The sequence below is a fragment of the Methanobacterium paludis genome (assembly GCF_000214725.1).
Lineage (GTDB): Archaea > Methanobacteriota > Methanobacteria > Methanobacteriales > Methanobacteriaceae > Methanobacterium_C > Methanobacterium_C paludis.
The window spans coordinates 416,046-440,773 of sequence record NC_015574.1; the positions used below are offsets into that span (position 1 = coordinate 416,046).

Sequence of the window (24,728 nt, forward strand, 5' to 3'; positions counted from 1 at the left end):
TGATACGTTAACTTTTTTATTACTATGATCGTAATCATTTGAGTGATCTATATGAATGTTGAAAATTACTTTAGAGAATCCTTAAAGGATCATAAGTTACACTTAACTCTTCTTGATCCTGAGGAACAAAGCCCAGATAAAGCTGTTAGTATGGCTAAAGAAGCTGTTGCTGGTGGAACTGATGGTATAATGCTTGGAGGATCAACAACAGAGTCCAGTGAGCTTGATGCAACTGCAAAAGCACTTAAAGAGAATGTTGATGTGCCTGTTATTCTTTTTCCAGGTAATATCACTGGTGTTAGTAGGTATGCAGACGCTATATTTTTCATGAGTCTTTTGAATTCATCTAATCCTTATTGGATAACAGGTGCACAGGCCCTTGGCGCTCCAACCATTAAAAAGATGGGTATTGAAACTATACCTATGGGATACCTTGTTGTTGAACCTGGTGGAACTGTTGGATGGGTTGGAGATGCAAAACTCATACCTCGTGCTAAACCCGATCTTGCGGTGGCGTATTCCATTGCAGCAGAATTTATGGGAATGAAACTTTTGTATCTTGAAGCTGGATCTGGTGCTGGAGAACCTGTTCCAGGGGAGATGATCTCGAAGGTCAAAAAAACCACCGATATTATGGTCATAGTCGGCGGTGGAATTCGAAGCGGCGAAGAAGCAGCTCAGGTAGCAAAAGCAGGTGCAGATATCATAGTAACGGGAACAGTAGTTGAAAACTGCTCCAACATAAGATCTAAGATATCTGAGATTGTTGAAGGTATTAAATCTGTTTAAATAAACTTTTTTTATGTATCTGATTTATCTTTTTGATTATTTTTTTTATTTTTGATTCTTCTTAATTGTTTTTAAATTATTCTAGATTATTTTCCTTTTTTTAAATTTTATTGATTATTCTTTCCTTATTTATACTTTTTAAGTTTTTAGACACGATTGAATGTTAAATCTAAAAGTTCACTATTGTTATAATAAAAAATTATATTTAAGTGCACATAAACTATTACAGAGGTGAAATTCATGTCTAGTTGTGATGTAAATGGATACGAAGAAATATCCAACAGAATAAAGGATAAATTAGGTTTAACTAAATCTCCAGTTGCAATTAAACTAGTATTAAGGGAAGAAGATATCCCTGAGGGGATTTCAAAGATAGATGAAAGTATCAGGCACTGTGAAATGGTTCAAAAGGCAGCGCAAGGTGCAACATTCTATGCAACAGTGGCAGAAGAGAAATGTAAAGGTGGAGCATCAGCAATAGGATTAATGGAACCGCCGGAAATGGTTAAAACTGGTGAAACTTATTACAAACTGAAAAGGTTCTCAAGTTTGGGTGCTGCCAAACGTACAGTGGATTCAATCCCAAAAATAGAGCCTATAATGAAAGCTATAGCTTACGCACCACTTGAAACTGCACCATTTGACCCAGATGTTATTGTGATAATTGCAAACCCTAAACAGGCAATGCAACTTTCTCAGGCATTGGTTTACACTCTGGGTGGTCGTGTTGAGGCAGATTTCTCTGGAATCCAGTCGATCTGTGCCGATGCAGTTGCAGGACCTTACACACGAAAGACAGCCAACATCACTTTAGGTTGCAGTGGGTCACGTAAATACGCTAAAATCAATCCAGACGAGGTAATTGTTGGATTAAACGGCGAAAACATTGGTTGTGTTGTGAACGCGCTTGATGCACTGTAATTCTCTTTTTTTTCTTTATTTATAGAACTTTTTTTATTATAATTCTGTTTAAAAACATTTTCTTATTTCATCCCACTTGCATGCGTTTAATGACCCTCTTTTATAATTTTTATCAATAATTATAATCAAATCGTTCAGTGCATTTTCATGCCTAATTGTAATATGAATGAAGTACAATATATGAATAGGAACATTTGGGGTGAAAACGTGTCAGATGAAACAGAGGTATATGAAATATTGGAAGAAGTAAAGGATCTGTCCGGGAAAATAAAGGATTATGAGGGAGAAGCAGATCAGGAACTAATTGTTAACTGGATATATGATACTTTGAAACTGGTTGAAAAAGTTGGAAAGGTTATGGAAGAGTTTGAAGAAAGATTCGAACTTTTAGAGGAAAGCCTGAAGAAATAACCCTTATTTTTGTTAGGATGGATATTCAGAAAATTTAAAATGAGTTGGGCTAACTTGTTTTCTATAACTTGTTTTCCACTCTGCTGAAGAACAACTACTTTTAAAAGATCTACTTTAAAAAATATTGAGCTCTATTCCGGCTTGATTAAATAAAAAATTTTTTTTCATTCTTTTTAGATTTTTACTATCAAAAATAAGAAAAATTCCTTGATTGTAATAGTAAAAGTTTTAAAAATTGCATTTATTTAAAACCAACAAATAATCATCGTACCTGTTGATATTCACAAGTTCCAGCTCGTTTTGGGCAGGCACACCGTAGAAAACCACACCATCTTCAACCATATCCCTCAAAATAGGATTCAAATTATCCTCACGCCCGGCTAAATACCTTTCAAGAAGTTTTGAATGGCAAACAAATGGCATTCCAAGACCCTGTGCACTGTCAAGATATCCAGTTTTCCCCCTTGCCATTATTGAAATGATGTTTTCGGGTTCAGGGTGCTCACGGGCTTTTTTAATGAGATTTTTCATGGTTTCAGTTGTAACTGTTGGTTGATCCGCTGCAACACACAAACAAAAACCTTTTTTTACATTTTTAATTCCATTTAAAAGGGTTTCAGATAACTCAACATTTACGTCCGGATTTTCGATGACCTTGATTCTTTCGTCATGGAACTTATTTAAAACAACTGATATTTCCCGGCTGAAATGGCCTAAAACAATTACACATTCATCCACACCCGAATTCAGCACATTTTCGATGGTTTGAATTATCACTGGCTTTCCATGGAGATCCATGAGGAGCTTGTGTTTTGAAGGCATCTTCCTGGCCTCAAGATCCTCTATCATTCTCCGGTTTTTCCCTGCTGCTGTTATAACTGCTGAAACCATTTAATCACTCATTTTTTTATTTTATTCAATGTTCATTTTTTATTTTATTCAACTTCCATTCAAAAAATTAAAAAGGAATTTTTCAAGGGAGAAGTGTTATGACTTTGGCGTATATTTGCATACTAGCGCCGCTTCCACTTGTCCACATGGTTATGAGTACAGGATAATCACTGGTGTTGTTAACGGTTATTCCTGTTGTAGGGTTACTGCTGTATTCTACAGAGTCATATACGTCCGTCATACCCGAGGGAAGTGCGAAACCTGCACTCAATACCGCAGCTCTCAATGCCCTGCCTGGAGGGCAAACACCGTGTGTTGCGTACTGGCTGTAAGTATCGTTTTCATCAAAGATCCCCTGAAATGCTATGTTTGCCTTTCCTGTAGCAGAGGTGTGGGCCGGAACTATCGTTCCATTCCATCCTTTAACAAATTCCAGAGCATTAAATTCGCGAATAGTAGTACTGTATTGAGTGTATGATCCAAGAACACTTGAACCTGTCCCTGAAACATTTTGGTTACTTGATGTTGAGTAAACAAGCACCGGTGCGTAGGAAGGGTAGTTCTCCATGTAACTAAGTACACTGGCACCAAAAAAGGTTTTAATTTCATCAGGGGTCACGATATTCCTGCCGTCACTAAAATTGCCAAGTGCATAGTCTATGGCTATTTTATCACCAACATCAGATTCGTTGTACCATTTTTTAAGGGTTTTAATAGTGACATAGTTATGTGGAACAGTATCGTTACTTATATCATCTGAAGATACGACTTTAACGATTTTTGATCCTTCTTGGATCTCTATGCCGCTATTTGTTTTTACAGCGTAAGTGTAAGGTATTTTAAATCCCCATACAAATGTTTCAGGGGGGTTTACTACCAATTTGTTGTTGGTAACAGCCAGTACTCCCGGACCAATGAAACCATTGGCAACTCCATATTTGGATATTCCGCTGCCTGTTACCTGCTCTATGGGTGTTTCAACAGTACCTGTGATTAGAGCAGTGAAAAGATCATAGAATTCATGTTCTTTGATATCATCAATCAGGTATTCTGGGTGTGAAATTACCGGAACCTTCCGGATCTTACTGTTATCTACAACGTATGTCCCGGAGGTAACAGTATCTCCAATATTAAAAGCAGCGATATCTGCTGCTTTTTGTTGTGAATACTGACTTGATATTAAGTTACCAATAGGATTCATTACAACGGCGATTACTATTAACAAAGATAAGATCATTATGGGGGTTTTAAGATATTGGCGCAATGTTGGATTCCTCCATCAAAATTATCATAACAATAGATTTTTTAATACAATGTAATATTCTATATTAGTTATATTGTGATCATATTGATTAATAAAGATAATTAGGATCATCGATTTTTTTCGGTTGATTGGAGGTTAATGGGGTTTTTGTAGGGTATTCTGTATTTCTATGAGTCTTTGCTGACCATTGCCCCCTATGAATATGTTTTTGTATTGTTTTGCACATTGAATGGTGAAATCCACTACCTGTTCCACATTATTTAAAACTTTAATAGTCCCTCTGTAACCGTCATTCCTCAAAATTTCAATTGCCATGTCTGTTGTGTTGTCCAGGCCGGGAAACAAAGCTGCAATCCTAGGATTAACCTTTGATACTTCATTTAAAATGTCAAATCTACACATCTCGCCTTTTCTGGGAGTTCCTATTATAATAACATCAAAATTGGATTCTTTAAACACGGCAGAGGTAGCATCGACGTTGTCTGTTTTTCCAATTATAACCATGGAACCTTTAAGTTTTAGGGTGGTTGTTCTGCCTTTAACTCCCTCAAAATTTTTCAAAGCTTCATTAATGTCACCTTCGGCTATATTCAAAAGTTTCCCAACATTTGAAGCAGCGGCCGCATTCTGCCTGTTGAATTCACCAAAAACCTTTAAATTTCCATCATATTTATTAAAGAAGAATGTTTCGGATCCACAATCTTCTAAATTCAATAAAAATTCATTATTCTTGTTTAAAATCGCTTTTTTACCATTTAAAAATCTGCATATGGATGCACTGTAATTTTCAAGGGATTTATGGAAATCCATGTGGTCGTGTCCAATGTTGGTTACAACAGCCACATCAAAGTCGAAGTTTTGGTCACAGAAATCAAGGGTCATATCACAAACTTCAACTATTATGACATCGTAATTTTTATTAGAAGATGCTTCAAGTATGAGTTCTGTGTACCCATCAAATCCTCCGCCTGCATTACCACCTATAAGAACATTTAAGCCCGATTTTTCGAGTATACTTTTGATCATGAAACACGTGGTTGTTTTGCCGTTTGTACCGGTTACTCCAATTGTAAAAATAGATCTATGGCTGGTCAAAACATCCGATAAAATTTTATTTTTAGATTTTATCTTCTCAGCAATTTTACTGCTCCAGAGACCCGGACTTAGGACAACAGCGTCAGATGAATTTATTTTATCAAGGTCATGATGCCCTAAATCAATATCAACATCATTAAAATCGTTTAATTCAATTTGTTTATTCATGTCCGATGCGTAAACATGATGTCCATGACTCAGGAGTGATTTTACGGCATTTTTGCCTTCCTTACCCAGACCAACGACTGCTACTTTCATTTTAATTACCGAATTTGTATTATATTGATTTTCATGCCTTCAATTTAGGCTTTTAATTAGTTTGATATTGGGAATATATAACCCTTTCAATTTTTTTTATCCATTCAATTTTTCAATCATTAAGTTTTCGTTGAATTTTCTCATTTTTTGTGTGTCCCCAATTATTCCATCCCATATTTTTCATCAATATTTCTCAATATTTTTTAATTGATCATCAAGGGATTTCTCATTTTTTTCCACAGTGTCCTCCAAGTTTTCCCTTTTCCAATTTTTTTATGAAATTTTTTGAAAGCTTATTTTTATCTACCTGTTTTTACAATAGATATTACAATGATAAAAAAATAAAAGTTATCCAGTTGATTTCGTAGAATTAAGTGATTTCGTAGAATTAAAAGACTATCAATTAAAAGACTATCAAGGATTGGGGCATAATGAAGAATCTATCCAAAGAAATAATAAAACGTATAGAAGACATCTCAAGACCCGTTAAAATAATGCATGTATGTGGGTCACACGAACATACCATAATGCAGAATGGAATAAGGTCATTATTACCAGAGGAGGTACAGATAGTTGCAGGTCCGGGCTGTCCTGTATGCTGTGTTCCTTCAAAAGAAGTTGATGAATGTTTGTACCTTGCAAAGAAAGGAGTTACTATAGCAACTTTTGGAGACATGTTAAGAGTACCTGGGGCAAATGGCTCCCTTCAAGATGCAAAGGCAGAAGGGGCAGATGTTAGAATAGTTTATGGTGTTAGTAACGCCGTTGAAATAGCAAAGAAAATCGACAATGAGGTTGTTTTCATGGCAGCAGGCTTTGAAACAACAGCACCAACCACAGCCTCTGAGATCATTACAGGACCTCCAGAAAATCTATCATTCATTTCATCCCACAGACTAATCCCTCCAGCCCTTAAATTCTTAATAAAATCTGGTGAGGTAAACCTGGATGCTCTAATAGAACCTGGTCATGTTGCTACCATAATAGGAACAAAACCCTTCAATGTTTTCTCTGAAAAATACAACATTCCTCAGGTTGTGGCAGGGTTTAACCCACTTGACGTCCTTATTTCTGTTTACATGATACTTAAACAGTTTAAAGATGGGAAAGCTGAGGTTCAAAATGAGTACAAACGTGCTGTAAGGACTGAAGGTAACGTAAAGGCTCAGGAGCTTATGAACGAGGTTTTCTACATCAAGAGCAAAGAATGGAGAGGCTTCCCAGAGATTCCAGATTCAGTCTACGAGATTAAAGACGAGTTTTCCCAGTTCAATGCAAGGGTAAAATTCGATATACCTCCTCAAAAATCCCCTAATGCTGTTAAAGGATGTATTTGTGGCCCAATACTCAGAGGAATTGCAAGGCCTGAGGAATGCAAACTTTTCAGAACTGAATGCAACCCAATGAATCCTGTGGGTGCATGTATGGTAAGTAAAGAGGGAACATGTAACATAGCTCATAGATATGGTTCAATGTAATTTTTAACTCGTTGCGGGTTTACATTGAATAACGTTTTAATCTGAGTGCATCTAAAGGATATTTTGGGCACATCGTTACATAAACTTAAATTGCAAAGTATCCTTGCAATAAAGTATTGGAATATTTCTTGCAAGTTAAAATCTCATTTGATGAATTATAACCTAATTGAGGTGGAGCTAATTTGATAAAGGCAGTAGCAATTGATGTTGATGGAACAATAACTGATAAAAGGAGAAGACTTTGTACAAGCTCAATAACGGCCATCCATAAAGTTGAAGGGATAGGAATTCCCGTTATAATTGTAACTGGAAATATTATGTGCTCCACAAATATGATCTCAATACTTCTAGGCACATCTGGAGGTTTCGTAGCTGAAAATGGTGGAGTAATTGAATCTTGCAGGGGAAAAAAGATCTTGGGAAACATAGAAAAATGTCAGAAGGCATACGAAATCCTGAAATCTAAATTGGATGTTAAAAAGGTTGATTATTCAGATCAAAGGTTTTCTGAGATAGCTTTAACAAGGGATATTCCTTCAGATATTGTAAAAAAATCCTTAAAGAACGTCGATGTTGAAGTATATGATTCAAAATTTGCAATACACCTTACAGACCCTGCTGTTAATAAAGGTTCATCCCTTAAGATCGTTGCAGATGATATGGGAATAAAAACCAGCGAAATATTAGCCATAGGTGACGGTGAAAACGATATTGACTTTTTAAAAGTTGCAGGGGTTAAAGTTGCAGTTGCAAATGCTGATGAAGAACTTAAATCCATTGCAGATTATGTTACGGAAAAATCCTATGGAAATGGGGTTGAAGAAGCCATTGAGAGGTTTATAGTATGATGTATGAAATAGCAAGCGAAATGCTTGATCTAACATTAAAATACACAGAGGATGTTGAAATTTACGTAGAAAAGGAAGAAAATGTTGATGTGGATATTAAAAAGGATAATGTGGACTTTGCAAAGGAAGTTCTCTCATTTGGGGTTGGTGTAAGGGTAATTGTAGATGGTAAAATGGGTTTTTCCTACTCAACCAATCTGAAAAACACTCAACAACTTCGTAAAGCTGTTGAAAAAGCAGTTTTCAATGCGAAATCCAACATCCCCGATGAAAATTTTGCTTTTGCACCAAAGTCCAACTATGCTGATGTTAAGGGGATCTATGATAAAAGGATTAATGAATTTGAAATTGAAGGGGCTGTGGACTTTGCAAAGTCCATGGTAAATACAGTTGTGGATGAGAAGTGCGAGCCAACATGTGGAGGCTTTTCTTCAGGAAGTTTAAAGACTTTAATTTTGAATTCAGATGGTGTAAGCTGCAGTGACTTATCAACATCATTTTCAGGATTTATATCAGTCAACGTGTCTGATGGGGAAGGCGTATCAACCGCCAATGAATCAGAATCCTCAACACACCTCGATATAGACCCAGAAAAAATTGCAGAAAATGTATGCAAAACTGCCAAGGATTCAAGGGGAGGTAAAGCCATAGAAACTGGAGATACAAATGTTGTACTTGATTACTATGCAGCTGCGGGTCTCCTTTCAACTTTTACAGGTGCGCTAAATGCAGACAATGTACAGAGAGGAAGGTCGATTTTCGCAGGTAAAATGGGCGAAGAAGTTGTGTCCCCGTCACTGAGTATCTATGACGATGGAACTCTTGAAAGAGGGCTTAATTCCTCAAAATCTGATGGGGAGGGAACACCAAGTCAAAAAACGGCTATTATAGAAAATGGAATTCTTAAAAACTTTTTATATGATATATACACCTCAAAAAAGGGTGGTGTTGAAAGTACAGGTAATGGAATGCGTTACTCCTACTCTGACATGCCTTCGGTTGGTTTAAGCAATGTGATCCTTGAATTTGAGGATATTAATAAAATTCCAGACATTAATGACGGTGTTCTTGTTACAGACGTCCTTGGAGCACACACCTCAAATCCAATATCTGGAGATTTTTCTGTAGAAGCAATGAACGCTTTTAAAATAGAAAACGGAGAAATTGCATACCCCGTGAAAAAGGCGATGATATCTGGAAACATATTCCAGCTCATGAAAGAAGCATCGGCAGCATCCAAGAAGACACGCCAACTTGGATCATTTGTAATTCCACGTATTATGGTTCGTAATTTAAGAGTTGTTGGATAGTTGATTAATTCCCATGGTGATTGATTATTATCTTTGAAATTTTGGAATTGGTAATGGGATACTAGTGTTTTGGTAATTGATCAACTTGAGTATTTGAGTGATTTCAGTTATTAAAATAACTAGTTATTGAATACTAATATTTGAATTAAAAAGGAAAAACACAGGTTAATATAGAGACATGTGGAGAATAAACCGTCCCAATTCCGACGAAATTCTAAAAAACGAAAGAATAAGAAGTGCACTTAAAAATTATTTTGGGGTGGTGTCGAATCAGAGGTTGTCATTGTCAAAAGCGGCCTCTTTGATTGAAGCAGACGGCAGCGGGGATATCGATGCCCTTTGGAGTGAACATGAATCTATTAGAAAAGAATTTCAAGATTTATACCGAGAAATTTTAGAAAGATCCTCCTTTAGAAAATCTTTCTTTAATAAAAACCCCAAAAACCTTTCTTCGGGACCTAAAGACCTTTCAAATCGAAGAACTATCAATTTCACTATTAATAAAAAACCCTCTTTTTCTTACCTTGATCTGAAAATAAAGATTGCAAACACATTATTTGAAGACTGTGTTCTGCGAAAACCGTTGCCATGTTGACAGACGATCTGAGAGAGGTGTTTGTGGTGTTGGTAGTTCGAGGGTTGCATCTGAATTCATGCACATGGGTGAGGAGTCTCAGCTTGTGCCAAGCCACACAATCTTCTTTACAGGCTGTAGTTTTAAGTGCGTTTACTGCCAGAACTGGGACATAAGTCAGCATCCTGGGGGTGGAATGTCCATTCCAGAAGATGAGCTTGCAGCTATAATTGATAAAGGACGCAGGCAAGGCTCAAGAAATGTCAACTTTGTAGGCGGCGAACCAACCCCCAATTTGATTTATATCCTAAAAACCATGAAACTGACTCAGGAAAATATTCCTGTAGTCTGGAACAGCAACTTTTACATGTCTGAGGAATCCATGAAACTACTTGATGGATTTGCAGACCTTTTTCTCACAGATTTTAAGTATGGTAACGATGATTGTGCATTAAGACTTTCAGGAATTAAAAATTACTGGAAAACCGTGACTAGAAACCACAAGATGGCATGGAATGCTGGAGACATGATAATAAGGCACCTTGTACTTCCCAACCATGTTGAATGCTGTTCAAAACCTATTTTAAGGTGGATATCCCGTAATATTGGATTGAATGTTGTTTTAAATATTATGGATCAGTACAGGCCGATTTACATGGCGTTGGAACACGAAGATATTTCCAGGTTCCCGTCGACCCGTGAATTTCAGGATGTATATGATTATGTTAAGGATATGGGGTTTGTAAATTTAGTTTAATAACTTAAAGGCGTTAAAAAAATACTAATTTGATTTAAGAGGAAGTAAAGATATGAATATTTGTTTCAGATCCTTACATATCATGAATTTTTGATGATCTTAATTTTAAAAAACTATTTAAAATATGAGGATTAAGAAGATTAAACTCAAAGGGAATAGATCACCTAATTTTTATGAAATTCTTTTATTATCTGTTTAAACTTGTTGTAAACTTAATATAATAATAGAATCAAATATTATATCTAGTAAGTGGTAGAATGAGATGTGAAAACTGTGGATCTGAAGTTAGAAAGGGCGAAAAGTACTGTCCTAGCTGTGGGATGGAACTTATTGTATCAGATTACAAACCTCGGCACAAACAAGATTATAAGCCTAATTACAAGCTAAAGTCTAAATCAGACTATAAACCGGATTATAAACAAGATAAATCGGATTATCGGTCAAGATCTAAATCAGATTATAAACAAGATTATAAATCAGATTACCAGCCAAAATCTAAGTCTGACTACAAACCACTGAAGAATAGGTATATTAAAGGGGAATATCCTGAAAGAGATTATGATGATTATGAAGACATTCCAGATAGGTTTGATAACAAGTTTGAACGCTCTAAAAATAAAAGATATGAACGTAGAAACTATGACGAGTATGAACCAGATTATGAGGTTCAAGGTAAGAAGAAGTCTGGATGGAAGGGTCCTATAATTCTTTTCTTGATCATGGCTCTGCTTTTTGGATTTTTAATAGGATTTATCCTCTTTTCAAAGAGCATCCAGTCGTGAGCACTTGGAATAGCTGTAAATAAAATCAGTGTGAAGTTTCTAAAGGGTTCAGAGATGGTTTTGAGGTAAAATAAATATCGTTCATGATGATATTGAACATCCTTATAACAGGAAAGCCAGGAATTGGTAAAACAACAGTTTTAAACAGGGTTAAAGAAGCAGTTGAAGATCTAAGCCACAGCGTGGGTGGAGTCACCTGCCTGGAAATAAGGGAAAATGGTAGAAGAGTTGGCTTCAATATAGTAGATGTTTCAAACGATAAAAAAGGTATGCTGGCCCATGTGAAATGTGAAGGTCCGCATGTTGGTAAATATGGGGTGAATTTAAAGGATTTAAATGAAATAGGAGTTCCTGCCATAGAAAATGCTGTAAAAAGCTCTGATTATATATTTATAGATGAAATAGCCCCTATGGAACTCCACAGTAAACATTTTTGCAGTGCAGTGGAAGCTGCCATGGACAGCAAGAAGCCGGTTATTGCAGTGATACACAAAAGATCCGGGCATCCATTTGTATCTAAAATAAAGGCAAGAGATGACGTATCTATTTTTGAGGTTACACATGAAAACAGGGATTTTCTGGATGAAGAAATTTTAGAAATTTTAGAAAATTTAACGATTTAATTATTTAAATTTATATTTTAAAGATATAATATTTTTAATCAGGTTTTTACTAGTTTTTAAAGTTTAGACTCCTACTTTCACGTCAATATAATTTTTAAAACGATTAAAAATTTAGTTTTGGAAGTGGAATTAGGCTAGTTTGAATAAACTTTAAAATAAAAGGAATCTTAAAAATAAAAAAAACACATGGAGACAAAAAAAGGAAGAGAAATTTTATTGATTATCCATTTGTTTAAGCTACATGAGATATGAAATCGAATTCATGGTTAGCATTCATTTAAAATAAATTCACCATTTTCAATCCTTTTTGTGAGTTCAGCCACAAGTTCGCGCGCCCTTTTGATATCGGACTGTCTGCAGACTATTGGTAATTCAATGGAACGATCCTTGATTTCAAACTGCACGCTTCCAGATTCCATTGTGAAAGCAGCGTTAGGACAGGAGTATGCACACATTCCACATCCAAAACATCTTCGGGTATTTAATGTATCACTGTAAGCGCCGGTTGGACACCTTTCACGCACTATACAAACATCACAGTTCAAACATCTCTCAGGATGGTAAACTGGCCTCTCATCAGCACCGCCCCAGACATCATCATAGTCTGTGAAACCTAAAACATTGTGCCGTCCACGTATATCTGTAACTGGCAGTTTTATATCCTTATTTTGAATGAAAGTTTCCTTCAAGATTTCATCGTCAAGAACAGGGATTGCAGCAGCCACACTGTCAAAGACTTCAGGACCGGCACCTGTCTTGAAACCACCGAGATAATGAGTATCCATATCTTTCATATCTGCTGTTATCATCATGTTGGGTTTCTCATCGCTGCTTCGGGTTCCACGACCTATGACATATCCTTCGGCCCCATTTAAAAGCACCTTTGAACCTGCACATATGGTTTTCATGATTGGATCGTTTTGTAATGGGTTCAACTCTCCGCAGCCTGAGAATGTGAATCCTTTAAATGGACCTTCAAGGTCTATGGCATTGAATATGGATGAAACAGGTTTATCTGTTGGATTTACAAATGAGTTATAATTTTTAAAGGCCAGCCTCGTCCCGATCATCTGGGCTGTACCTATATCCTCAATGTTGACTGTGGATTTTATTTTCTCGCCGTTTGTTGATTCGACCTCAACTTCGATATCCTTTCCACTCACAATATCCTTGAATAAAAATCCTCCGCCGTACCTATTCCCATGTATGCTGTGGGATGTCCCGTAAACAATCATATCGACGGATCCAAGCCACTCATTGGGGCAGGGTCCTGGAAATCCAGGTACGCCATTTAAAAGAACACTTTTTGCCTTCTTGAACGCTCCAGGTTCTGCTACAGGGACATGGAATATTGCAGCGGTTCCAGACATTATTCCGCAGGTTCCGGTGGTTATTACATCCACATCTTCAGCTTTTGGTTTGTTGCCTTCTCTTACAAGCTTTGATACTTCTTCTGCTGTGAGTACGGTTGCTTCTCCATCTTTGATCTTATTGTTTATCTCTTCTATGGTACGGATTTTCATATTTTTTCTCCGGGTTATCCTTGGATTATAAACTTATTTCCTGTAAAATTTGATATAAGAACTGTGTATTAATTTTATTAACAATTGTTTATTTCTATTCCTATTAAATTTTGATTGTAAAAATCTGTTTAAAATCTGTTTTTTTATAAAATTTTTCAAAAATAACAAAATTAGGTAAAAAATTTAGAATATGTAAATGAGGAATTGGTAAAAAGTAAGAATGGAATTAACTAAAAAAGAGAAAAATGGTTTAGATCAGCTGATGATTTTTTTTACAGCCTCAAAAGCATAATCCAGTGCGTCATCTATTTTATCAGGGTTTCTGCCTGCACCCTGGGCAAGGTTTGGTCTTCCACCGCCTCCACCTCCAAGTATCGCGGCTGCACCTTTTATGATCTCATTCATCTTCACACCCCTACCTATGGCATTCTTGGAGGAAGCCCCAACGATCTTGCCAGCATTGTTTCCAGCTATAACTACATCAATGCCATCTTCATTTTCTGTAAGGTCTGTCGCGATCTTGATGAGTTCGCCCATGTCAGCATCTATGGCTTGTCTTAAAACTGTTAGATCTCCGATCTTTTCAGCTTTGTCACCTAGACTTCCCATTTTTAGGGTAGCAATCTGGTCTTGAAATCGGTTGATCTCGTTTTTAAATGATTTCCATTCTGTAAAGAATCTTTCACATGTTTTTGGAAGCTGTTCTGCTTCGACCTTGAAGATGGTGCTGCTTTCTTTTAGAAGGTCATCATTTCTCTGGGCTGCCTCAACTGCTGCCTCTCCAGCTGAAAACACAATTCTTTCAACTCCATCCTGGATTCTTTCGGTTCTGGTTAACTTTATAAGACCGATGTCACCTGTGCGATCAACGTGGGTACCGGCACAGGCCTGCACATCCACATCACCAATTTTAACGGTCCTTATATTATTCCCTGGAACAACACCGCCCTGATAAAGAATGAAACCATATTTCCTTTCTGCTTCTGTTCTGTTCATCCATTTTACACTTACAGGAATGTTTTCCATCACCAGTTGGTTTGCAATTAACTCAATTTTTTGGAGTTCATGGTTATCAATTCTTTTGTAGTGTGAAAGGTCGATCCTTGACTTTTTAACACCTTTTTGAGCTCCTGCCTGCCAGATATGTTCTCCAAGCACACGGCGTGCTGCTGCAACCACAAGATGGGTTGCAGTATGGTTTCTTGCAAGTGAAATACGTCGGTTCCAGTTGATTTCACCTTTAACTTGTGATCCAATGTGGGATTTTAACGCTTCAATATCTTTTTTATCTAACCTGTGTAAAACCACATTTTGAACCTTTTCAGCGTGAAGAACCCTGAATTTTCCAGTTTCATTCTTTTCAGATTCTTGAAGTTTGGATTTGTGAGTTTCATTCTTTTCAGTTTCATGAATTCCCGATCCCGAAAGTTCTAAAAATCCAACATCAGATGGTTGACCTCCACCTTCAGGATAGAACACAGTTCTGTCTAATATGACATTGTTCTCGTGGAATCCAAGTATTTTGGCAATGAACTCTGTTTTTTCAGGTTCATCGTAGAACATGAGCTTTGTATCAGGGAAATCCAGTTCTAACTGGAATTTTTCTTCTGAAGCTTCTTCTTCGTGTTCTGCTGCTACAAGTGTGTAGAAGTTATCAGGAACATTTGCCTTAAAGTTTGAAGCCTCTGCAATCTCTCCAATGGTTTCAGGAGGAATTCCATGGGAATCGTAGAGTTTTATAAGCATGTCAACGGGCATTTCATTCTTATTTTCTTTTTTAAGGTATTTTATACTCTTTTTAACCAGTTGTCTTCCTTTTTGGATGGTTTTGTGGTAGCGGGATTCTTCTAGGTCGATGACTCGAAGAATATGATCCTGACTGTGTTTTATCTCAGGATAAGTTTTTGAAAGGAAGTCCAACTGCATGTTCATAATGTCAGAGAGTGATTCTTCTAGTTCAAGGTCCTTCATGAAACGGATTGTCCTTCGAAGCACAAGTCTTGCGAGGTATCCTTCTTTAACGTTTGATGGTATGACTCCGTCTGCAAGCATGAAGCCCAGACATCTAGTATGGTCTGCAATAACGTATACTGCTTCCATCGGTTCTGTGGCTTTTTTAAGTTCTTCAACTGAAATTTCCAGCCTGTCAGCAACCCTGGAACGCAGTACTTTGAGGTCTGCAATATCTTCTATGTCCATCATTCCTGCAACGCGGGCATTTTCTCCAAGGATGTGTTCGTCAAGTTCCACTCCAGATATGTCCTTAAGCTGGTCTATTACAGGTCCAAATGATGCATCATAGGCTGTGGGAGTGCCCTGTGATATCCATGCGAACCTTTCGAGGCCGTAACCTGTGTCAACTATCTTCAATGGAATTTCTTTAAGTCCTTCAGGTGTTGTTTTGTACTGTATGAAAACCAGTGTTGCAAGTTCCACACCACGGACACATATCTCGTAACAAGGGCCTTCATTTCCTCCACCTTTCCACCATGATTCTATGTAACTTATTTCCCTTGGATCTATCCCTATATGTTTAATGAAGTCATGGCAATACTTTATTGTCTCGTCTTTCCAGTAAACCTGGTTATCAGAAGAGTTAAAAGCGTGGTGTGCACCCATTGTGAAACAGGTCATGTGTCTTCCAGTACGGCCGACGTTGTCCACATCGTTGAGTCTGATTGATGGTTGGGCAATTACAAGGGGGTTTGCAGGTGGTTCAACTTGGCCTGAGGTTACCCACGGCTGGAAGTTGTAGATGGATGCACCTACAAGAAAAACATCATTTCGCCATCGTTTTGCAAGTACGGGGTATCTTTTTATGGGTGTATGGCCGTTTTTCTGGAAGAATTTTGTGAATTCTTTCTGAATTCCGTAGAGGTCGTATTTATGGGAAGTTGCAGGGTTCCCTATAAAACTATATTCATCACAGGGTGCATCTCCACAGGTATCTTTATCTCCTATTGACCAAAATTCGTTTCCACATTTTTTACAGGTTTTCTTTGTAAATCCGAGTTCTTCAAGCTGACGAGACATGGTAATCATCAAATAAATTTTTTTTTAAATTATTCTAAATAATCAAATAAATATTTCCTAAAATGATCGAAAAAAATCTGAATCAAATTATTTCAACACTTATTTAACTTTAAAAAGTTTTTTTAGAGCTTTTAATTGATCCAAACTTTGAATTCACTCAAAAGTTCTATTATAATCCTATTGTATCAAATTTTTTAATTTATTAAAAATATCATTTAATATTTCTTTTAATTTTAATGTTTAAAGGATAATTACAGTTTATAATAAACATAATTTAAATAGTTTTAAATTTTTAAAATTAAGATTTAATTTACATATCTTAATTATCTTTAATCTCAATTATCTTTATTGATAAACAGAATATGTAACTAATTATGTACTTAAACTTAATATTTAGGAGGTTTATTCTTGGATTCTAAGAGTATAACTAGATCATTTTTGAGTGTAAAAACAGATATTCCTTTCTCAGATAAACGGGAAGATCCATCAGTTATTGATCCTACAGGGCGTATAAAGATAATTTTCAGTGATGGTTTGGATACAAGCACTATCTCAGATGGGATAAAACTTTATAAAGTTAAATCTGATTGGGAGGAAGTGGAAGAGAATGTTATAGTGAATCTTGATGAGAATTCACCATCCATTGTTTATATCAATAAATCTGACAGGACAAAATTTGCTGAAGGTAAAGAATATAAACTTTCTATAACTGATAAAGTAAAATCTTCAAGGGGAATATCTTTAAAAGAAGAATTTACAAATTATTTTGCTGTAGATTATTTATTTAATCTTGATTCAGAGGGTATTTTAGATTTAAATAAAAAAAGAACGTTGATGGTCTGTATAAGTGATATTCATTTAGGTGCAAACGACAGTTATGCTGAGATTAACGGGAACCGAGATGCTTTGGTTAACTTTTTAAATCAAGTTCGAATTTCACCAAATGTAAAAGAATTGGTTATAGCTGGTGATTTGATTGATGAGTGGTTTGTTCCAATGAATTTAGACACATTTAATGGAAAAACACAGTTGGACTTCGTAAAATCAGTAGCTTTTAACAATAAACCCGTAATAGATGCTTTTAATAATATAATAAAAGAAGGCAAAGTAAAGGTGACATATGTACCTGGAAACCATGATTTATTGATAAATTCAGAAGATATTCAAAGTATTATGCCCGGAATATCTGAGGCTCGTGATGTGAGGGGTTTAGGAGCGTATACTCCTCCTGATTTTCCGGAAGTTGTCATTGAACACGGACATAGATACAATTTTTATTGTGCCCCGGATTATTCCAACCAGTCTTTAACCCAAACAGATTCCATACTCCCTCCAGGATATTTCTTTACAAGAATGGCAACCAGCTCTGTTATACAAGGCCGCCCTGAATTAAATGTTACCTTTCCTCCTGTTGAGAAAAAGGAGATGGACGCGGTTCAATTTCTTTATTTCCTTTATTGGACTGTTTGGAAAGGTCTTATTACAGATTTTCCTGTAAAAGAAGGACTTGATGAAAAAGTCATAAACACGGGGATCGATGGATTCAGCGACTTTTATGCCATAAATGATGTTTTACCATATCAAAACTCAGAGAATGATTATATTGATGTTAATTTATATAATGGGATTATTGAAACTTGGGATGAAAGACAAAATAAAAATTTAGTTTCTGTTAAAATTCCTACCGACGAAGCAGTCTTGAAAGGGGCTTTTGCAAGTCATCTTGATGACCAATCATCTGTTCAATTCTTTGACAATCCTAATTCTGATAAGAGAATTGTTATATTTGGACATTCTCATGAGGCACGTGTTATAACGTCTTTCAATGGAAAACAAGAAAAAAACGTCTATGTAAATTCCGGTACATGGATAGATAAAAATAAATGTACTATGACATTTGTGGTCATTATACCTCCAAAAAGCGAAGATTCAACTCCCGTTTATGTAAATCTGTATCAATACTCTCCACGGGGGAATATTAAAAAATTGGATTCTCAAGCACTCACAGATATGAAATAATTTTATTTATTTTAGATTTTAATTATATTTTTTACTTATCTTCTTAACTTATTCTTAATTTTTAAAATTAGAATGTCATCAAATATGGAATAAAATTAAAAATGCAATTAAAAATGAAGTTTTAAAATTAGAAATTAATCCAAAAATTAATACTTTTTTTTAAAGTCAAATAAAGAAATCTAATATTATATATTAGATTCTTAAATTCCTGACTTTTGGAACTATTGAATAGTCCAATATAATTTCCCGATTGAAAAAAGGTAGGGAAAAGAAAAAATTTAACCGAAGAGAGCGCCGAGACCGGCTGCTGCTTCTTCTTCTTTTTCTTCTTCGGATTCTTCCTCTTCTTCCTCTTCTTCAGCGGCTGCTGCAGGTGCTGCGGCTGCTGCAGGTGCTGCGGCTGCTGCTACAGCTGTTTTTTCTATAGCTTCTTCTATGTCCACATCTTCGAGTGCTGCGATTAATGCTTTAACCCTTGCATCGTCTGCTTCTGCGCCTGCTGCTTCTAATACTTTTTTTACGTTTCCTTCGTTAATTTCCTGACCTGCTGTGTGCAATAACATTGCTGCGTATATATACTCCATATGATCACCTCAAATTTCTAAACTTTTTAAACTACTTAAATTTATTAAATTCTGTTCAACGTTAACCGAAAAGAGCTCCAAGTCCTGCTGCTGCATCTTCTTCTTTCTCTTCTTCGGATTCTTCATCTTCGTTGTCTTTTGGTTCTTCTTTGTCTTTTTTGGCTTCAACCGAAGTTGCCTGTGAGCTTAACTTTTCTTGAAGTTCCTCATCGACTGCATCTGCATTTTTAGCTGATACTTCACCTGCAACTGCAAGCATCTGTGAATATGCTTTTGCAAGTAAAAGTTCCCTGGTTTTTGATGTAAGTATCTCTGCATTTAGTGCCAGGTTCATTGCTTTTGAATGTGCGTTCTGCAGTATGTACGGTGTGGATTTCTCTGTGAATATCACGGCGTTTACTGATAGGTTTAATGCCTGTGTAAAGGCTTTCTGTATATCTGATAATGTTTTCTCTTCGTCAATTGTTAAGAGATCAGATGTGTAAACTGTTTGATCTTCATAAGCAGCTATGAGGTCGATTCCAACTTCCATTGGATGGATATCAAGCCTTGTGAGTATGCTCGCGATCTCCCTTGAGATCTCGTCTCCCTCAGCAACTACTGTTTTATCCTTGGTTATAACTATTTTGCCCTTATCGATCTTTGCAGGTATACCTACTTTCTGAAGCTCACCAAGTATGGGTCCTGGTTTGAATGCTGTATCACCCTTGGGCACTACAATGTCAAATGGTGCTGTGCTTCCAGGTTTTGCAGGAGCTTCTGTTTTACTCTCTTCAAGAATTTTGTAGAGCTTGAAAGGGTTCATGTTTGTGAATATCAAGGCAGGTTGTCCTTTCATGTGATCTTTGAGACTTGCTACGTTTGCTTTTTTGGATTCTTCCAGTGCAAGGCTCATGAAAGTTTTCCTTGACATTTTAAGAGTTGCATTTCCTTTAAGGTTTCTACGCATTTTCTGGAGCTGAGGTCCTGGTATGTCTGCAAGGTTAGCCATACCCACGACTTCATGGCTTTCGATGAGTTCTTTGAGGTCTTTTACCTCATCCTTTTTCCATTCAGCAACATGATGCATTTAGATCACCCTCGCTACTGGACCCATGGTTGTTTTGATGTACATGGCTTTTATCTGGCTTCTTCCTTTTTCCAGGTTTCTGTCCAATATATCAAGTATAGCTTCAATGTTATCTACAATCATCTCATCGTCCATCTCTTCTGAGCCAACGATGGCCTGGATAACTGGTTGATCCTTTATTCTAACTTTTGCTGTGTTTTTAAATTTCTCCATTAACGGTTCGGGTTTTGCTGTGGATGGAACTGGTTTAGGCATTTTTTTCCTTGGTCCTAATACTGGTCCCAAGAATCTACCTACAAGTGGCATTAGGTCTACCTGTGCAACGAAAAAGTCATGTTTGTTTGCAATTTTTTTCGCCTGTTTCCTGTCTTTTCCAAGTTTTTCAAGTTCTTCCCTGGTTAAGACAAGATCTGCACCTGCATTTTTGGCCTGAAGTGCCAGTTCTCCTTCTGCTATGAACGCAACTTTCACGTCCTTTCCACGACCATTTGGGAGAAATACCTCTTCATCTATACGGTTTTCTGGCTTTTTCACGTCTAAATCCTTGATGGTTATGACCACATCAATGGATTGTGTGAAGTTCCTCGGCTTTGAGTCTTCTTTAGCCTTCTTCACCGCTTCTAACATTTCTTGTTTCATCAAATATTCCTCCATGAACTTTTTCAATGAAAAGTTCACAATGAATTATTTTCTTATTTATTTTGTTCACTGATATGATGCCATATCTATGAAATTGATTAGTGATTAAATCCTGATTAAATGATTTAAATCAGGATGGATTAAGTGATTAAATCAAGTTGAAAGATTAAATCTAAAATTTAAAATTTTAAATTAAATTTCAATTCCATTTAAATGATAAATTCAAAGATTAATGTTAAGTCATCTTAAATTATGTCATTTAAAAAATATTTAAGCATCTTGGACGAGTTTATCGTCGTAGACACCTTCATCTATTTCTTGCTGCACTTCTCTTGGATCCTTTCCTTCAACTGTTATACCCATGCTCACGCATGTTCCTATAACCTCTTTTGCAGCGTGTTTGTAATCGTTTGAGAGTAATGCATCGAATTTCATACGAGCGATCTTCAATGCCTGCTCAACTTTTAGATCTGCTACTTTGTCTGCTCCAGGATCCTGTGAACCCTTATCTATACCGAGTTCATCTATTATGAGCGCAGTTGTTGGTGGTGTACCAACTTCTATATCAAATTTTTTGGTGCTTATATCAACTATAACCTTAACTGGAACTTTCATTCCACTAAAATCTGAAGTTTTTTTGTTGATTTCTTCAACCACTTGCATCATGTTAATGCCCATCGGACCTATTGCAGGACCTAATGGTGGGCCGGGTGTTGCTTTGCCACCGTCTATAAGAATTTCTACGGTTTCTTTTACCATTAATCTGCCTCCTTCTGTATTAATCTGATTTGATCACCTTTAACTGTAACAGGAATTGGGACTGCAGCCTCAATAAGTTCTAAGACTACATTCTCTTTGGATTCATCTATCCTGACAACTTTGGCCTTTTCGCCCTTAAAGGGTCCGGATATTAACTCTACAATACTTCCTTTTTGGATAGAAGCTAATATAGGTTCTGGGTTTAAAAAGGTTTTTACCTCTTCAAATGGTATTTCTCCGTCGATAACACCCTTCATATGGGGAACTTTAAAGGCCGGATTTTGCATGTCAATCTTTGTTGATGATTCAACTAAAATATATCCCCTGAGGCTTTCAGGTACAAGGATAGAATTCACTTCAATCCCACTGTTTTTAACATTTCTTGCAATTATTCTTGCAACGTTCTTTTCCTGACCTACAAGGGTTCTTATGGCATAAATCAAACTATCACTTACCTGATTAAACTTTAATAATTAAAATTCTTCAACATTTATATTGATTCAATATTTTGATTAACTTGAGTGAATTGATAATAAATATTGATGTCTTAACTTTTAATTGATCTACTAATTAAATTCTCTATTAATAAATAAAATCTAAACTAAACATTACAAATCTAACCATTACCTACAAGCTGGGCTATAATACTTACTACAAATCCCACAGCTCCTATTATTATAATGCCGATTCCTGTTACCTTTGCAACATTTATAAATTCACTTCTACCTGGTTTTCTGGACACATGTAGAACTCTTTCACATAGTTTTAAAAAATTGACAATAGACTCTTTCGAACTCATAGAGATACCCACTTTGATGTTCATTAAAGAAGGAGATATTTATAAAATTTAGATTAATATCAAAATAGGTTATTTATTTAGGGATTTATAAACCTTTTGATCCCAAACGTAGATGGTACAAACTGGAGCACAACATTGAATTGGGTTACAATTTGTGCATGTCATGATATGTGGAAGATAGTATAAAATGTTCCTGATCATGCTTAAATTTATTGGAATCCTATTGATGTTTAAAAAACACCATCAATGAATTCTTCTAAAGCAGATTCAGGAACAGTTTCAGTTTGTTTTTCTTCAACGTATTCACGTTCTCTTGGCATTCCCGGCATTCCAAATATATGAGGAGATTTCACTCCAGCCACAACTATGGTTGTTCTTACGGTGTTTTCGAGATCCTCTTGTATCTGTGTACCCCAGATTATGTTTGCATCTGGATCCAGTTCGTCGGCAACGATTTGCACAACTTTTTCTGCCTCGTTCAGTGTAAGATCTGAACTTCCTGATATGTTTATTAAAGCCCCTTTGGCATTGGATATATCCAGGTCCAGTAATGGACTGTTCAATGCTTCATGAACTGACTCTATTGCTCTATCGCCTGAGTCTGATTCACCCATTCCGATCATGGCCATTCCAGATCCTACCATTATGCTTCTTATGTCTGCAAAGTCCAGGCTTACAAGACCTGGTTTGGTTATGAGCTCTGTTATTCCCTTAACAGCCCTTCCCAGTAATTCATCTGCAACCATGAATGCTTTGTTTATTGGCAGGTTTGGTGCCACCTCAAGAAGTTTGTCGTTTGGTATTACTATAACGGTGTCTGCAGCGCTTTGAAGTTTTTCCAGTCCTTTCTCAGCATTTTCCCTTCTTCTAAGACCCTCAGCACTGAAAGGCATTGTTGCAACGGCTATTGTTAATGCCCCTATTTTTTTGGACAACTTTGAAATCACCGGAGCCGAACCCGTTCCAGTTCCCCCACCAAGACCACATGTCACAAAAACCATGTCAGCCCCATCTAACTTGTCTTTTATTTGCTCTTCACTTTCTTCAGCACTTTCCTCACCCACTTCAGGCATGCCTCCGGCACCGAGGCCGCCACATGTGGATCTTCCGATAAGTAATTTGTGGTCTGCATTTGAGTAAAAAAGATCCTGTGCATCTGTGTTAACTGAAACAGTTCCCGCACCTGCGATTCCCATTTCGTTAAGTCTTGAAATTGTGTTGTTTCCTGCCCCTCCAGTTCCAACTACAAAGATCTTAGCCCGACTTCTCTGTATAATCTCTTTAAGATCGCTGTCGATGTTGTCGTTATACGGGTTGGGCTCATCAACAACGGATCTCTCCCTTCTCTTTTCAGATTCTTTTATGGTATTATTTATAAGAGATTTCAATTCCTACCCCCACAGCAAATGTTTCTAAACTTAATTGTGTTATTGTATTAACTTATATTTAAAACCAGCGGTTTTTTTAGTGATAATCACCTATAAACAAACAATTTTTTACCCTTATCCTCAAAATGTCATGAACACATCATCATGAAGTCATTGTGAACTTGCTTGTGTTACTAGGTTGCCATTTGAACCATTGGTGAGAAACATCATGAAAAGATTAACCTAAAAATTATGGTCGTGGCATTGCAATTATTTCATGTATTCTAAGGTTAAAGAAGTTGCTCATGTGCGCGGGTTTAAGAACGACAGCGGTATCCACACCAGTTCCAGTACCCCCAATAGCTATAACCTCTGAATCTGTTGGTATAAGCCCTGCGTCAGCTGCCATGATACTTACTTCCACACAGACCTTTATTCCCTGGGAAAAAAGTCTGAGAGTCTCTGCAACTATTTCAACTGGTGTCACACCTCCAAATTTGTTTGAGATACCTCTTCCGACACCACTCAAAGAATGTGAACCTGCGTAAATTTCTACGCCTCTCTCTTCAAGTTCTTCCCGGTACTCTGCCTCAATTTCAATCTTATCTCCACCTCTAAATCCTGCATGGTGGGTTACATCTACAATATGAGCATCACTTATTTTTTCAGCTAGTTTAACCCCGGATTTACCTGATGCAGATGCTATTACGATATTTTTTATGCCTAATTCGTCTTTTCTAGCTTTAACAAGTTCTATAACTTTATCTGTGTTTTCTATACCTGGATTTTCAAAATAATGAATGGTTTTTTTCATTGAACATCTCTCCATCTAATTGATTAGTTTATTTACTATTTTTATGAATATTTATGGATAAAGTTGTTAAACAATTCATGTCTTAATATCCCAATATAAAACTCCATACAATAAATCTACT

The 24,728-nt window shown here is 36.5% G+C and carries 24 protein-coding genes; 11 read left to right on the forward strand and 13 right to left on the reverse strand.

Annotated features, from left to right (window positions below; translation table 11 throughout):
• Nucleotides 1-51 precede the first annotated feature (51 nt).
• From MSWAN_RS01880 to MSWAN_RS01890, 3 genes are all read left to right on the forward strand, one after another.
• On the forward strand, nucleotides 52-789 hold the full coding sequence (locus MSWAN_RS01880; protein ID WP_013824921.1) for a geranylgeranylglyceryl/heptaprenylglyceryl phosphate synthase: 738 nt from the start codon (nucleotides 52-54) through the stop codon (nucleotides 787-789).
• A gap of 240 nt (nucleotides 790-1,029) precedes the next feature.
• Nucleotides 1,030-1,710: a DUF169 domain-containing protein gene (locus MSWAN_RS01885; protein ID WP_013824922.1), complete on the forward strand. Its 681-nt coding sequence runs from the start codon at nucleotides 1,030-1,032 to the stop codon at nucleotides 1,708-1,710.
• Nucleotides 1,711-1,917: 207 nt separating this feature from the next.
• Nucleotides 1,918-2,121: a hypothetical protein gene (locus tag MSWAN_RS01890; protein WP_227716982.1), complete on the forward strand. Its 204-nt coding sequence runs from the start codon at nucleotides 1,918-1,920 to the stop codon at nucleotides 2,119-2,121.
• A gap of 228 nt (nucleotides 2,122-2,349) precedes the next feature.
• Here the strand turns inward: MSWAN_RS01890 and MSWAN_RS01895 are convergent, their stop codons facing one another.
• From MSWAN_RS01895 to MSWAN_RS01905, 3 genes are all read right to left on the reverse strand, one after another.
• Nucleotides 2,350-3,012, reverse strand: coding sequence for a nucleotidyltransferase family protein (locus MSWAN_RS01895; RefSeq protein WP_013824924.1), 663 nt, complete (start codon nucleotides 3,010-3,012; stop codon nucleotides 2,350-2,352).
• 82 nt (nucleotides 3,013-3,094) lie between these two features.
• Nucleotides 3,095-4,276: a hypothetical protein gene (locus MSWAN_RS01900; RefSeq protein WP_013824925.1), complete on the reverse strand. Its 1,182-nt coding sequence runs from the start codon at nucleotides 4,274-4,276 to the stop codon at nucleotides 3,095-3,097.
• A 135-nt stretch (nucleotides 4,277-4,411) separates the two neighbouring features.
• Entirely contained in the window at nucleotides 4,412-5,629 is a 1,218-nt protein-coding gene (locus MSWAN_RS01905) for a Mur ligase family protein (protein WP_013824926.1), read from the reverse strand.
• A gap of 431 nt (nucleotides 5,630-6,060) precedes the next feature.
• Between MSWAN_RS01905 and hypD the strand changes: the two genes are divergently transcribed.
• The 7 genes from hypD to MSWAN_RS01935 all read left to right on the forward strand — a co-directional run bounded on the left by hypD (nucleotide 6,061) and on the right by MSWAN_RS01935 (nucleotide 12,001).
• Complete coding sequence (hypD, locus tag MSWAN_RS01910; RefSeq protein WP_013824927.1) at nucleotides 6,061-7,107, forward strand: hydrogenase formation protein HypD; 1,047 nt, start codon at nucleotides 6,061-6,063, stop codon at nucleotides 7,105-7,107.
• 182 nt (nucleotides 7,108-7,289) lie between these two features.
• Nucleotides 7,290-7,955 (forward strand): phosphoglycolate phosphatase, encoded by a 666-nt coding sequence (locus MSWAN_RS01915; protein WP_013824928.1) that lies wholly within the window; start codon nucleotides 7,290-7,292, stop codon nucleotides 7,953-7,955.
• Entirely contained in the window at nucleotides 7,952-9,265 is a 1,314-nt protein-coding gene (locus tag MSWAN_RS01920) for a TldD/PmbA family protein (protein ID WP_013824929.1), read from the forward strand. The genes MSWAN_RS01915 and MSWAN_RS01920 overlap by 4 nt, the downstream gene beginning before the upstream one ends.
• Nucleotides 9,266-9,443: 178 nt before the next feature.
• Nucleotides 9,444-9,860, forward strand: a complete 417-nt coding sequence (locus MSWAN_RS12175) for a hypothetical protein (protein WP_144011538.1) — start codon at nucleotides 9,444-9,446, stop codon at nucleotides 9,858-9,860.
• Complete coding sequence (locus MSWAN_RS01925) at nucleotides 9,832-10,596, forward strand: radical SAM protein (RefSeq protein ID WP_144011539.1); 765 nt, start codon at nucleotides 9,832-9,834, stop codon at nucleotides 10,594-10,596. The genes MSWAN_RS12175 and MSWAN_RS01925 overlap by 29 nt, the downstream gene beginning before the upstream one ends.
• Before the next feature lie 257 nt (nucleotides 10,597-10,853).
• Nucleotides 10,854-11,378: a zinc ribbon domain-containing protein gene (locus MSWAN_RS01930; protein ID WP_013824930.1), complete on the forward strand. Its 525-nt coding sequence runs from the start codon at nucleotides 10,854-10,856 to the stop codon at nucleotides 11,376-11,378.
• A gap of 83 nt (nucleotides 11,379-11,461) precedes the next feature.
• Nucleotides 11,462-12,001, forward strand: a complete 540-nt coding sequence (locus MSWAN_RS01935; protein ID WP_013824931.1) for an NTPase — start codon at nucleotides 11,462-11,464, stop codon at nucleotides 11,999-12,001.
• Between the two features lie 266 nt (nucleotides 12,002-12,267).
• On the opposite strand, the gene MSWAN_RS01940 is transcribed toward MSWAN_RS01935, so the two are convergent.
• Both MSWAN_RS01940 and alaS read right to left on the reverse strand, forming a co-directional pair.
• A complete protein-coding gene (locus MSWAN_RS01940; RefSeq protein ID WP_013824932.1) occupies nucleotides 12,268-13,524 on the reverse strand; it encodes a methanogenesis marker 16 metalloprotein in 1,257 nt (418 codons plus the stop codon).
• Between the two features lie 255 nt (nucleotides 13,525-13,779).
• Entirely contained in the window at nucleotides 13,780-16,566 is a 2,787-nt protein-coding gene (gene alaS / locus MSWAN_RS01945; protein WP_048187826.1) for an alanine--tRNA ligase, read from the reverse strand.
• A gap of 399 nt (nucleotides 16,567-16,965) precedes the next feature.
• Between alaS and MSWAN_RS01950 the strand changes: the two genes are divergently transcribed.
• Nucleotides 16,966-18,576, forward strand: coding sequence for a metallophosphoesterase (locus MSWAN_RS01950; RefSeq protein ID WP_013824934.1), 1,611 nt, complete (start codon nucleotides 16,966-16,968; stop codon nucleotides 18,574-18,576).
• A 278-nt stretch (nucleotides 18,577-18,854) separates the two neighbouring features.
• Here MSWAN_RS01950 and rpl12p read toward each other — a convergent pair whose 3' ends face one another.
• The 8 genes from rpl12p to MSWAN_RS01990 form a co-directional block, all read right to left on the reverse strand.
• Nucleotides 18,855-19,160: a 50S ribosomal protein P1 gene (gene rpl12p / locus MSWAN_RS01955; protein ID WP_013824935.1), complete on the reverse strand. Its 306-nt coding sequence runs from the start codon at nucleotides 19,158-19,160 to the stop codon at nucleotides 18,855-18,857.
• A 61-nt stretch (nucleotides 19,161-19,221) separates the two neighbouring features.
• The gene (locus MSWAN_RS01960) at nucleotides 19,222-20,229 is read right to left on the reverse strand and encodes a 50S ribosomal protein L10 (RefSeq protein WP_013824936.1); all 1,008 of its coding nucleotides are present in this window, start codon (nucleotides 20,227-20,229) and stop codon (nucleotides 19,222-19,224) included.
• On the reverse strand, nucleotides 20,230-20,868 hold the full coding sequence (locus MSWAN_RS01965) for a 50S ribosomal protein L1 (protein ID WP_013824937.1): 639 nt from the start codon (nucleotides 20,866-20,868) through the stop codon (nucleotides 20,230-20,232).
• A 270-nt stretch (nucleotides 20,869-21,138) separates the two neighbouring features.
• Nucleotides 21,139-21,627, reverse strand: a complete 489-nt coding sequence (locus MSWAN_RS01970; RefSeq protein ID WP_013824938.1) for a 50S ribosomal protein L11 — start codon at nucleotides 21,625-21,627, stop codon at nucleotides 21,139-21,141.
• Nucleotides 21,627-22,070, reverse strand: coding sequence for a transcription elongation factor Spt5 (locus MSWAN_RS01975; RefSeq protein WP_013824939.1), 444 nt, complete (start codon nucleotides 22,068-22,070; stop codon nucleotides 21,627-21,629). The genes MSWAN_RS01970 and MSWAN_RS01975 overlap by 1 nt, the downstream gene beginning before the upstream one ends.
• A 173-nt stretch (nucleotides 22,071-22,243) precedes the next feature.
• Nucleotides 22,244-22,426, reverse strand: a complete 183-nt coding sequence (locus MSWAN_RS01980) for a protein translocase SEC61 complex subunit gamma (protein WP_048187828.1) — start codon at nucleotides 22,424-22,426, stop codon at nucleotides 22,244-22,246.
• 230 nt (nucleotides 22,427-22,656) lie between these two features.
• Nucleotides 22,657-23,814: a cell division protein FtsZ gene (gene ftsZ / locus MSWAN_RS01985; protein WP_013824941.1), complete on the reverse strand. Its 1,158-nt coding sequence runs from the start codon at nucleotides 23,812-23,814 to the stop codon at nucleotides 22,657-22,659.
• Nucleotides 23,815-24,043: 229 nt separating this feature from the next.
• Nucleotides 24,044-24,607: a pyruvate kinase alpha/beta domain-containing protein gene (locus tag MSWAN_RS01990; protein ID WP_013824942.1), complete on the reverse strand. Its 564-nt coding sequence runs from the start codon at nucleotides 24,605-24,607 to the stop codon at nucleotides 24,044-24,046.
• Between the last annotated feature and the right edge of the window lie 121 nt (nucleotides 24,608-24,728).

Coding starts and splice junctions, on each gene's coding strand:
- MSWAN_RS01935 (WP_013824931.1), top strand. CDS start 11,462: ATGATGATATTGAACATCCTTATAACAGGAAAGCCAGGAATTGGTAAA.
- MSWAN_RS12175 (WP_144011538.1), top strand. CDS start 9,444: ATGTGGAGAATAAACCGTCCCAATTCCGACGAAATTCTAAAAAACGAA.
- MSWAN_RS01960 (WP_013824936.1), bottom strand. CDS start 20,229: ATGCATCATGTTGCTGAATGGAAAAAGGATGAGGTAAAAGACCTCAAA.
- MSWAN_RS01970 (WP_013824938.1), bottom strand. CDS start 21,627: ATGGTAAAAGAAACCGTAGAAATTCTTATAGACGGTGGCAAAGCAACA.
- MSWAN_RS01920 (WP_013824929.1), top strand. CDS start 7,952: ATGATGTATGAAATAGCAAGCGAAATGCTTGATCTAACATTAAAATAC.
- MSWAN_RS01990 (WP_013824942.1), bottom strand. CDS start 24,607: ATGAAAAAAACCATTCATTATTTTGAAAATCCAGGTATAGAAAACACA.
- MSWAN_RS01885 (WP_013824922.1), top strand. CDS start 1,030: ATGTCTAGTTGTGATGTAAATGGATACGAAGAAATATCCAACAGAATA.
- MSWAN_RS01980 (WP_048187828.1), bottom strand. CDS start 22,426: ATGAGTTCGAAAGAGTCTATTGTCAATTTTTTAAAACTATGTGAAAGA.
- MSWAN_RS01965 (WP_013824937.1), bottom strand. CDS start 20,868: ATGAAACAAGAAATGTTAGAAGCGGTGAAGAAGGCTAAAGAAGACTCA.
- MSWAN_RS01905 (WP_013824926.1), bottom strand. CDS start 5,629: ATGAAAGTAGCAGTCGTTGGTCTGGGTAAGGAAGGCAAAAATGCCGTA.
- MSWAN_RS01895 (WP_013824924.1), bottom strand. CDS start 3,012: ATGGTTTCAGCAGTTATAACAGCAGCAGGGAAAAACCGGAGAATGATA.
- alaS (WP_048187826.1), bottom strand. CDS start 16,566: ATGATTACCATGTCTCGTCAGCTTGAAGAACTCGGATTTACAAAGAAA.
- rpl12p (WP_013824935.1), bottom strand. CDS start 19,160: ATGGAGTATATATACGCAGCAATGTTATTGCACACAGCAGGTCAGGAA.
- MSWAN_RS01940 (WP_013824932.1), bottom strand. CDS start 13,524: ATGAAAATCCGTACCATAGAAGAGATAAACAATAAGATCAAAGATGGA.
- hypD (WP_013824927.1), top strand. CDS start 6,061: ATGAAGAATCTATCCAAAGAAATAATAAAACGTATAGAAGACATCTCA.
- MSWAN_RS01880 (WP_013824921.1), top strand. CDS start 52: ATGAATGTTGAAAATTACTTTAGAGAATCCTTAAAGGATCATAAGTTA.
- MSWAN_RS01930 (WP_013824930.1), top strand. CDS start 10,854: ATGAGATGTGAAAACTGTGGATCTGAAGTTAGAAAGGGCGAAAAGTAC.